The organism is bacterium (assembly GCA_016873475.1).
Taxonomy (GTDB): Bacteria; Krumholzibacteriota; Krumholzibacteriia; order JACNKJ01; family JACNKJ01; genus VGXI01.
Window position 1 is genome coordinate 1 of the sequence record VGXI01000133.1, and the last position, 9,216, is coordinate 9,216.

The window sequence follows — 9,216 nt, forward strand, 5'->3', positions numbered from 1 at the left end:
CCCCCCGCTCGGCGTGTAGATCCGAGCCCGCGCGTAGGTGTTCGCGCGCAGCGCGCCTTCGGCATTGTCGAGCGGCGCGCGCGCGCGAACGGTGCGGGTGCTCGGATCGACGGCGGGCGACACGGAGCGGACCGCGGTCTCGAACGTCCGCTCGCCGATGCCGTCCACCTCGACGAGCACCCGCTGGCCCGGAGCGACCCGGTGGATCAGCGCTTCCGGAACGTCGATCTCCACCCAGAGCACGCCGGTGTCCATGATCTCGAAGATGGGATCCTCGCCATGCACCAGCGCACCCACCGTGAAGTTGCGGCGGGTCAGCGTGCCACTGATCGGTGCGAGCAGATCGTAACGGCCCGATACGCCGTCCGTCGCGCCGATCAGCGCCAGAGCCGCCGCGGCCGCGGCGAGCTCCGCCTGCGCCTCGCGGTGAGCCTGCTCGGCCGCTTGGGCGTCCTTCTCCGAAGAGATGCCCCGCTCGTGGAGGCGCTGCTCGCGCTGGCGCGCGGCCTGCGTCGCCTCTTCGCGCGCCGCGGCGGACTGGAGTCGGGCCTGGGCGTCCGCCATCTCCGCACTCTCGATCTCGGCCAGGGGCTGGCCCTCGCGAACCAGGGCGCCGACCTCGACCTTGTAGGCGCGGATGACGCCCGCCACCCGCACGTTGACGAGGGCGCTGCGCGCGTTGTCGGCGACGATGCTCGCGGTCGCGAGCACCACGCTCTCATCGCCGCCGGCCCGTGACGCGACCACGCGAATCCCGGCCTCGTCGGCCAGCGCGGGCGACGCCAGCTTCACCCGCATCCCGTGCGGCGGCGGCAGGTCCCCGGTGTCGCCGGCCGCAACGTCCATCAGCGGCCGTCCGCCGCGCTCCGGGTGGCAGAGGGGGCAGACCGACTCCGGCAGCGCGTGCTCCGCGCACCAATCCCCCTTGCTCTGGAAGATCGGCGCCAGCTTTGGATTGCACTTCGTGCAGATCGCCTCGAGGACGCCGTGCTCGGCGCACGGACGATCGGCGCTCGCGGTCGCGGCCGTCCGGTCTGCCTCGGCTTGCGACCCTGCGCGCTCGCAGGCCGAGATCGCGGCGATCAGCAGCAGGGCCGGCAGCAGGAGGGTCTTGCGCATCTTCACTTCCCCTCGGGCTTGGGTGGCCGGGTGATGACGAGTTCGGGGCTGCAGGCCTTGCACTGCGACTCCGGCAACCCGTGCTCCGCGCACCAGTCGTTGGTGGCCTTGAATGCGGGAATCAGGGCGGGATCGCAGCGGGTACAGGCGCTCTCGGGGACGCCGTGCTCCCCGCACCAGTCCTCGTAGGATCCCGGCACCACGCCCGCCTGCGCATGGCCACCAGCGTCCGCCAGGGCTCCGCGCTCGTCATTGCCGCGATCGGCGGCTTCGCCCCCGCAACCGGCGAGGGCGAAGCCGCCGAGGAAGATGGCGAAGACGGCGAAGGTCTTTTGCATGCTCGACTTCCTTTCTTGTCTCACTCGACTGCTATTCCGGCGGGTTTCCCCGCCAGCGTGAAGGCGCGGGCTTCGGCGTCCGCGACGCCCGCAAAACAGGCTCATGGCAAAGCTCCCGCCGCAACGGCGAGATCGACGCCGGCGAGGGCGGCGCTCAGGAGGCGATCCGCCTGCTCGCGGCGCGTCTCCAGGGCGTTCCTGCGCACGATCAGCAGCGCCGGCAGATCGAACTTGCCCGCCTCATAGCCTGCCAGCGCCAGGGCCTCGGTCTCGAGGGCGCGGGGGAGCGCCGTGACTTCGATCTCGCTTGCCGCCGCGGCAGCGCGGCGATACGCCGCCTGTGCTCCTTCAAGCTCGACTGCCGCGAGCGCCCTGCGCGCCTCGAGTTCGATCTGGGCCCGCAGCCGGCGCGCCAGCGCCTGCTGCCGCTCTCCTCGTCGCTGGTCGAAGATCGGCAGGGAAACGGCGAGGCCGGGCCGAAGCGTGCTCTCCTCCTGGTCCTCGCCGTAGGAAAGGCGGAGGGCGATGCCGGGGATCCAGGCGGCGCGCGCCTGCTTCAGCGAGGCGGCGGCCGCGGCCAGGTCCGCCCGCGCGGCGCGCAGGTCGGCCCGTTCGCGCTCGCCGGCCGTCCGGCCATCCGCCGCGATCGCGTCGAAGCGCGAGCGATCAGCCAGGTCGCCCGTCGTTCGCAGCCCCTGGCTCGACGGCATCCCGAGGACCGCCGCCAACTCGAGCTGGGCGAGGGCCAGTTCCCCCGCAGCGGATTCGGCTGCGCTCTCCCCACGCGAGACCTCGGTCTCGGCGACGAGCAGCTCCAAGCGCGCGGCGTCGCCCGCCTCGACCTTCTCCTCTGCGATGCGGCGCTGCTCGCCGGCGAGTCGCCTCCCCTCCTCGGCGATGCCGAGTTGCATCTCCGCGTGCAGCACTCGATAGAAGGAGGCCAGTGCCCGGCCGGCGAGCAGCCGCCGGGCGTCCGCCGCATGGAGGGTCTCCCTCTCGACGGTCGCGGTGGCTTCCTGCACGCGGTAGGCGCGACCCAGTCCATAGCCGAGCGGAACCGCGAGCTCCAGCTCGGTGCTGCCCGCCGGTCCGCGCCAGGACCGGCCGCTCAGAGCCTCCAGCACCGGGTTCTCCTGGCTGAAGACGCGGGCGCTGGTCAGGCGGCCGCGGGCTTCCTCGACGCGCGCAGCGGCAATCCTGGCCTCGGGCGAGCAGGTGCTGGCCAGCTCGATCACGCGGGAGGCGGTGAGCGGCAAGGACGTCTCCTCCGCCGGCTGTGCCGCGACATTCAGCGCGACCGCGCCCGAGAGCGCGCACGTCCAGGCCAGTAGCGAGAAGCCGCGGCCCATTGGAACTCCCCTCAGGCCGATCGCCGGCCACGTTGCGTCCGCTGAACGAGATGCTGGCGAACCCGGCGCCGCGCGGTCGCGCAGGCGGGCTCCGGGAGCACCTGCGAAGCGACGACGGGCCATCGGCCAGTCGCGGCAGGCCGTCCAGCCGCTTGGTGGAACAGGTGTGCGACTAGCAGACAGCGGACTTGGGGATCTTCAACAGATCCTCCGCCGGGGGGATCGGAGCCTGCGCTTCGGCGTCCCGCGGTGCGGGCAGGGTCTCGCGAAAAACGAGCGGTGGCTGGACCGCAGCGGGCAGCACCGGCGCGCGGTCGAAGCAGCACGCGCAGGCGGCGGATTGATCGTCGCAGCCCTGCTCGTGGATCGCCGGGTTCGCCGAGCACCGGGAGTGCTGGGTCTTGGCATCGCAGCAGTCGACAGCGGGACACCAGACGGCGCCCAACTGGAGGATGCAGAATGCGGCAATCAGGACCAACCCAGTGACTCGGTGCATGGGCGAAAGGTTATCCGGCGGCGACGACCGTGTCAAGGTGTCCCCCGGAGAGCAGCGAAGAGAACCGAGAGGAGCGACTCGGCTCAATGCGCCTCGCCCCAGGTCTTCTCCCCCGCGCGCACGGCGACGGCCAGCGCGTTGCCCGCCGGCGGCAGCGGGCAGGTGGCGTAGGGACTGAAGGCGCAGGGCGGGTTGACGGCGCGGTTGAAGTCCAGCGTCGCACGGCCGGCGGCATCCGGCGCGGGCGCGCTGAGGAAGCGGCCGGCACCGTAGGTCTCCGCGCCGCTGGTGGCATCGGCAAAGACGATGAACAGCTCCTCGCCCGGCGCGCCGAGCGGCCAGAGCGCGCACTCGCGCCCGTCCAGCGTGAAGACGAGCCGCCCCGGGCAGGGCTCTTCGCTCACCTGACCCAGCACATTGGGAATGGCGATGCTGCGCGCGCTGTCCGCCTCCAGCCGCGCCTCCACGCGCCAGCGCGGGTCGACGGGATAGCGCTCGACGCCCGTGAAGGTGAGGCGGGCGGGGCTCGCACTGTCTTTCACACGCAGGAAGAGCTGCCCGCCGCGGTCGATGGCATAGCAGCGCAGCGCGGCGCCGAGGGCGGCAGTCGCAGCGCGGCGTCCGGGCCGGAGCCAAGCGTCTGCGCGCCCGGCGCGATGGGGAGGAGGCCCACGAGCGTGAGCCAGCCGTCCTCGGCGGCGAGCGCAGCCTCGCGCTCGGCGTGCCACGTCTCGATCTCGGCGAGATAGGCGGGATCCATGGCCTCGCGGGGCACGCTGCTGGCACAACCCGCGCCGAGCGTCAGCAGCAGGGCGAGAGCCCAGGTTGCCGTGTGCATTGCAATCTCCCCAGTCCGGCCGCCGGGCTGCCGCGGAGGCGCGGGTTCTAGGCCACGGACCTTCCGCGCGGCCTCGGTGTGCGCTTGATGGCGAGCAGGGCCTTCACGTCGGCCAGCACCTGTACGCTGTCGACGGCGGTCAGCATCCACTTCCCGTCATGATAGGTGGTCGCGCGCGCGTAATCCTCGCAGACGTGCGACTTGAGATCCGCTAGGATGCGTTCGGCAGCCGCCCGCTCTGCGGCCCCGAACACGATCAGCAACTTGAAGCTACCTCGCTCGGGCACAAAGGTGCAGAAAGACCTCGACTTCTTGTAGCGCAGGCTCCAGCCGTGCCTCTTGCCGCCGAACTGCCAATCCTCCCCGAAAACGCCCGGGTAGGTCGCCGCAATGTACTCGCGCAGCGCAGTCCAGCGCGCCCAGTGCCGTTGGCCGAGGAAGCTGCTGAGCTGTTCTGCTTGCGGTTCGGTCGAGCCGTCCGTTAGCCGATTCGGGTTGATCTCTACTGCCATGAATCCCCTCCCCTCACGCTGTCGCTCGACCGCGGCTCTGCCCGGCGCGCAGGACTCAGGCGCCCCCTTCCCCTTCGCAGAGTGCCTTCAGCCGCGCCAGCGCCTTCGGCCAGGTCTCGGTCATGAAGTCGGTCATGTCGCCGAAGGCGTCCATGTCGACGACGAGCTGCGTTCCCTCGACCACGCGCAGCAGCGTGTAGTTCTCGTAGGCCGGCGCCCAGGCGCACACGGCCTCGCTCTCGGTGTCCTCGACCCCCTTCGCCACGAAGCCCAGGTGCCGGATCGAGATGAACTCGTGCGGCCGGTTCTCGGCGATCTCGGCCACCATGCCCACGCCGCCACCGGGCCCCAGGAAGCGAATCCGCGCGCCCTGCTGCCAGGATCCCTCGAAGTAGCTGCCCTCCATGAAGGGCGCCGTCCACTCCTTGAAGCTCGCGGGCCCGATGAGCGCCTCGTAGACGCGCTTCGCCGGAGCGGCGATGACGATGGAGAACTGCAGGCGCTCCCTGGCCGACATGGGCTTCCTCCGGGGAGTTCCGGCCCGGCGGCAGGGGCGCCGCCGGGCCGAAGCGTGTGTGGCGCCGCGCGCCTAGCCGCGCAGGTCGAAGCGATCCAGGTTCATCACCTTGGTCCAGGCCGCCACGAAGTCGGCGACGAACTTCGCCGCCGCGTCCGCGCTGCCGTAGACCTCGGCCAGCGCGCGCAGCTGCGAGTTCGAGCCGAAGACCAGGTCGACGCGCGTGGCGGTCCACCGCTTCGCGCCCGTCCTGCGATCGCAGCCCTCGTAGACGCCCTCGCCAGCCGGCTTCCACTCCGTGCCCATGTCGAGCAGGTTCACGAAGAAGTCGTTCGTGAGCGTCTCGGGCCGCTTCGTGAAGACGCCGTGCGCCGACTTGCCGACGTTCGCGCCCAGCACGCGCAGGCCGCCGACCAGCACCGTCATCTCGGGCGCGGTCAGCGTGAGCAGCTGCGCCTTGTCGATGAGCAGCGCCTCAGCCGGCACGCTGTACGTCGCCTTCAGGTAGTTGCGGAAGCCGTCGGCGACCGGCTCCAGCACGGCGAAGGACTCCGCATCGGTCTGCCTCGCCGAGGCGTCCATGCGCCCCGGGGTGAAGGGAACTGTCACCCGGTAGCCGGCGCTCCTCGCGGCCTGCTCGATACCCGCGCAACCGCCGAGGACGATCAGGTCGGCCAGCGAGACCTTCTTGCCGCCGGTCTGCGCGGCGTTGAAGGCCTTCCGGATGCCCTCCAAGGTCCTGAGCACTTTCGCCAGCCGGGCGGGCTGGTTGACCTCCCAGTCCTTCTGCGGAGCCAGGCGAATGCGGGCGCCGCTTGCGCCGCCGCGCTTGTCGGAGCCGCGGAAGGTGAAGGCCGAGGCCCAGGCGGTCGAGACGAGTTCTGCGACCGAGAGCCCGGACGCCAGGATCTTGGTCTTGAGGGCCGCGATGTCCCGCGCCGAGATCAGCTTGTGATCGACCGCGGGAATGGGGTCCTGCCAGGTGAACTCCTTGGCCGGGACCTCCGGGCCGAGATAGCGAGCGCGCGGGCCCATGTCGCGGTGCGTCAGCTTGAACCAGGCGCGCGCGAAGGCGTCCGCGAACTGATCCGGGTGCTCCATGAAGCGCCGGGAGATCTTCTCGTAGACCGGGTCGAAGCGCAGCGAGAGGTCGGTGGTCAGCATCTCGGGCGCGATCCGCTTCGACGCGTCGTGGGCGTGCGGCACGGTGCCGGCGCCGGCGCCGCCCTTCGGCCGCCACTGATGCGCCCCGGCGGGGCTCTTCGTCAGCTCCCACTCGTAGCCAAAGAGGTTCCAGAAGAGGTTGTTGCTCCACTTGGTGGGCGTGGTGGTCCAGGTGACCTCGATGCCGCTGGTGATCGTGTCGGCGCCCCTGCCGCTGCCGAAGCTGCTTCGCCAGCCGAAGCCCTGCGCCTCGATGGGGGCCGCCTCGGGCTCCGGACCGACGTGCGTCGTGGGGCCCGCGCCGTGTGCCTTGCCGAAGGTGTGGCCGCCGGCGATGAGCGCGACGGTCTCCTCGTCGTTCATCGCCATGCGCGCGAAGGTCTCGCGGATGTCCTTGGCCGCCGCGAGGGGATCCGGGTTGCCGTTCGGGCCCTCGGGGTTGACGTAGATGAGGCCCATCTGCACGGCGGCGAGCGGGCTCTCCAGGTCGCGCTCGCCCGCGTAGCGCTTGTCGCCCAGCCACTCCTTCTCGGCGCCCCAGTAGATCTCGTCCTCGGGCTCCCAGACGTCCGCGCGGCCGCCCGCGAAGCCGAAGGTCTTTAGGCCCATCGTCTCGAGGGCGACGTTGCCGGCGAGGATCATCAGGTCGGCCCAGGAGATCCGGCGGCCGTACTTCTGCTTGATCGGCCACAGCAGGCGCCGCGCCTTGTCGAGGCTGACGTTGTCGGGCCAGCTGTTGAGCGGCGCGAAGCGCTGCTGGCCGGCGCCGGCGCCGCCACGGCCGTCGCCCACACGATAGGTGCCTGCGCTGTGCCAGGCCATGCGCACGAAGAGCGGGCCGTAGTGCCCGAAGTCCGCCGGCCACCAGTCCTGCGAATCGGTCATCAGCGCGGCGAGGTCCTTCTTGAGCGCCGCGTAGTCGAGCTGCTTGAACTCCTTGGCGTAGTCGAAGGCCTCGCCCATCGGATCGGACAGCGTGGAGTTCTTGTGGAGGATCCTCAGGTTCAACTGGTTCGGCCACCAGTCGCGATTCGACGGCCCGGTGCTCGCCGTCGCGCTAGCCCCGCCTGTCACGGGGCACTTGCTCTTGTCGCTCATCCCGTCGCTCCTTGCTCTTCCAGGTGGGGCTGCGGAGATTCTTGAAGCAGTCCCTCATGTCGCAATCAAGTAGACGCTAGTGCATCCCGGCTGCATTCTCAAGGCCCTCGGGCCTTCCAGTTGGCTCCTCCGCCGGATCGGGCTAAGCTTCGATCGGCCGCGTAAACAGCCTTCCGCCTCGCTTCGTCATCGGGCCAAGCAAGGAGACGCGACGGTGACTGGCGACAACAGACATCAGCAAGACCGGGAGCGCGCCGAGAGAGCCTTTGCGGGCGACGAAGCGGCCTGGCGGGCCATCTACGACGAGACCTGCCAGCCACTCTTCAACCTGCTGGCATTCCAGACCGGCGATCGCGACACCGCCCTCGACCTCTTGCAGGAGACCTATGTCACGGCCCTGCGCCGCCTGGACCACTACCGGGGGGACGGTCCCCTGGGGGCCTGGCTCCGGCGCATCGCCGTGCGCAAGGCGCTGGACTGGCGGCGCGGCTTCCTGAGCCGCACGCGCCGGCACCTGGCCTTCGGGCTCGCCGCGCCGCAGGAGGCGCCCGCCGCGCCCGCTCCGCACTTCGCGGGCGAACGGGCGGCCTTCATGACGGCGCTCGGCCGGCTCTCGGCCAAGCAGCGCGCCGCGCTAATCCTGCGCGAGGTCGAGGAGCTCTCCTTCGCCGAGATCGGCGGCGCCCTTGGCTGCCGCGAGGCGACGGTCCGCGTGCACCTGCACCGGGCCAAGGAGAGCATGCGGCGCGAACTCGGCGGCGGCGAGCGCCCCGTCTTCGCTGAGGAAGCGGAAGGATGGCAGCCATGAAGCAGCACTTCGACAAGCACGCGCACCGGCTCAGCGAGAGCGAGCGGGAGCTGATCTGGCGGCAGATCGGCAATGCGAACCAGCAGGAGCGCCGCCGCCGCGTCCAGTTCATCACGGCCCTGGCGGGGGCGGGCGCTCTCGTGACCGCCGGCCTCATCCTCGCGGTGATGCTCAGCGGCGAGAATCCCGAGCGTCGGCTCGAGGAGCTCAGCCCGCGCGTCCTGCCCGAGGCCGGTCCGCCGCGCACGGATGGTGGCGACGCCCTTGCCGGCCGCGCCGTCGGCCAGACCGATGCCCCGCGCGCGACGGCCGAGACGCCGCAGCTTGAGCCCGCCCCCGGGGGCGGGAACGAAGGCAAGGCCGCGGGCCCGGCGGTCCCCGTCGAAGAGTCCACCGTCGCGGCTCCTGAGGCGGGGCGCCGGGACCCTGCGGCCGTCCCGCCCACGGGGGCGGAGCCCTTGACGGCCATTCCCCAGCGAGAGGGTCCGCCCGCGTATGCGCACGAGAAGGTCCTTGTCGAAGGCGAAGCGCCTCAGGTTGATGTGAAGACCTCCGAGTCGGTGAGGTCCAAAGACAAGGAGGACCTGAGCGCCTTCGCTGTCGACAATGTGCAGGAGGCGATGGCGCTCGAGGCCGGAATCACGATGAAGGGCGGCGACCAGTACGTGCGCGGTGGGCGGTCCGGGAAGGTGTCGATGATGATCGACGGTGTGCCTGCCAATGAGCCGGGGACCCGCGAGCGCACGCTGATCGCCGGTCGCGAGGTCGACGGCCGCGTCGCCCGCGGCCGCTGCTGGATCCCGCCGGACTACCGCAACCCGAACGGCGAGCCTTTCGACGCCATGTATTTTCGCGACTACGGCACGAACCCCTTCATCGTGACCGAGGAGGACGCGCTGTCCACCTTCGCCGTGGACGTGGACAACGCCTCCTACACGCTCGTGCGGCGCTACCTCGACGAGGGCCAGCTGCCGCCG

Annotated in this window: 9 protein-coding genes and 1 pseudogene; 2 read left to right on the plus strand and 8 right to left on the minus strand. The window is 70.9% G+C overall.

Annotation, left to right across the window (positions count from 1 at the left end; translation table 11 throughout):
- The 8 genes and pseudogenes from FJ251_10780 to katG all read right to left on the minus strand — a co-directional run.
- The coding region (locus tag FJ251_10780; GenBank protein ID MBM4118204.1) for an efflux RND transporter periplasmic adaptor subunit at positions 1 to 1,119 on the minus strand (1,119 nt) is incomplete at its 3' end.
- Positions 1,120 to 1,121: 2 nt separating this feature from the next.
- A pseudogene (locus FJ251_10785) lies at positions 1,122 to 1,316 on the minus strand (hypothetical protein).
- Between the two features lie 242 nt (positions 1,317 to 1,558).
- Positions 1,559 to 2,929, minus strand: coding sequence for a TolC family protein (locus FJ251_10790; protein MBM4118205.1), 1,371 nt, complete (start codon positions 2,927 to 2,929; stop codon positions 1,559 to 1,561).
- 49 nt (positions 2,930 to 2,978) lie between these two features.
- Positions 2,979 to 3,302, minus strand: a complete 324-nt coding sequence (locus tag FJ251_10795; GenBank protein MBM4118206.1) for a hypothetical protein — start codon at positions 3,300 to 3,302, stop codon at positions 2,979 to 2,981.
- Between the two features lie 83 nt (positions 3,303 to 3,385).
- Positions 3,386 to 4,126 carry a DUF1684 domain-containing protein gene (locus FJ251_10800; protein MBM4118207.1) on the minus strand — a complete coding sequence of 247 codons (741 nt, stop codon included), beginning with the start codon at positions 4,124 to 4,126 and terminating at the stop codon, positions 3,386 to 3,388.
- Between the two features lie 61 nt (positions 4,127 to 4,187).
- A complete protein-coding gene (locus FJ251_10805; protein ID MBM4118208.1) occupies positions 4,188 to 4,652 on the minus strand; it encodes a DUF3788 domain-containing protein in 465 nt (154 codons plus the stop codon).
- 55 nt (positions 4,653 to 4,707) lie between these two features.
- Positions 4,708 to 5,169 carry an SRPBCC domain-containing protein gene (locus FJ251_10810; GenBank protein ID MBM4118209.1) on the minus strand — a complete coding sequence of 154 codons (462 nt, stop codon included), beginning with the start codon at positions 5,167 to 5,169 and terminating at the stop codon, positions 4,708 to 4,710.
- A 72-nt stretch (positions 5,170 to 5,241) separates the two neighbouring features.
- Positions 5,242 to 7,431: a catalase/peroxidase HPI gene (gene katG, locus FJ251_10815; GenBank protein ID MBM4118210.1), complete on the minus strand. Its 2,190-nt coding sequence runs from the start codon at positions 7,429 to 7,431 to the stop codon at positions 5,242 to 5,244.
- 79 nt (positions 7,432 to 7,510) lie between these two features.
- Here katG and FJ251_10820 point away from each other — a divergent pair, with 79 nt between their 5' ends.
- Positions 7,511 to 8,239 (plus strand): RNA polymerase sigma factor, encoded by a 729-nt coding sequence (locus FJ251_10820; protein ID MBM4118211.1) that lies wholly within the window; start codon positions 7,511 to 7,513, stop codon positions 8,237 to 8,239.
- Positions 8,227 to 9,216 (plus strand): hypothetical protein (locus FJ251_10825; GenBank protein ID MBM4118212.1); only part of this gene is annotated, 990 nt, incomplete at its 3' end. The genes FJ251_10820 and FJ251_10825, both read left to right, overlap by 13 nt.

Excerpts from the sequence above, each read along its gene's own strand:
- FJ251_10795 (MBM4118206.1), bottom strand. The coding sequence starts at position 3,302 with ATGCACCGAGTCACTGGGTTGGTCCTGATTGCCGCATTCTGCATCCTC.
- katG (MBM4118210.1), bottom strand. The coding sequence starts at position 7,431 with ATGAGCGACAAGAGCAAGTGCCCCGTGACAGGCGGGGCTAGCGCGACG.
- FJ251_10810 (MBM4118209.1), bottom strand. The coding sequence starts at position 5,169 with ATGTCGGCCAGGGAGCGCCTGCAGTTCTCCATCGTCATCGCCGCTCCG.
- FJ251_10805 (MBM4118208.1), bottom strand. The coding sequence starts at position 4,652 with ATGGCAGTAGAGATCAACCCGAATCGGCTAACGGACGGCTCGACCGAA.
- FJ251_10790 (MBM4118205.1), bottom strand. The coding sequence starts at position 2,929 with ATGGCCCGTCGTCGCTTCGCAGGTGCTCCCGGAGCCCGCCTGCGCGAC.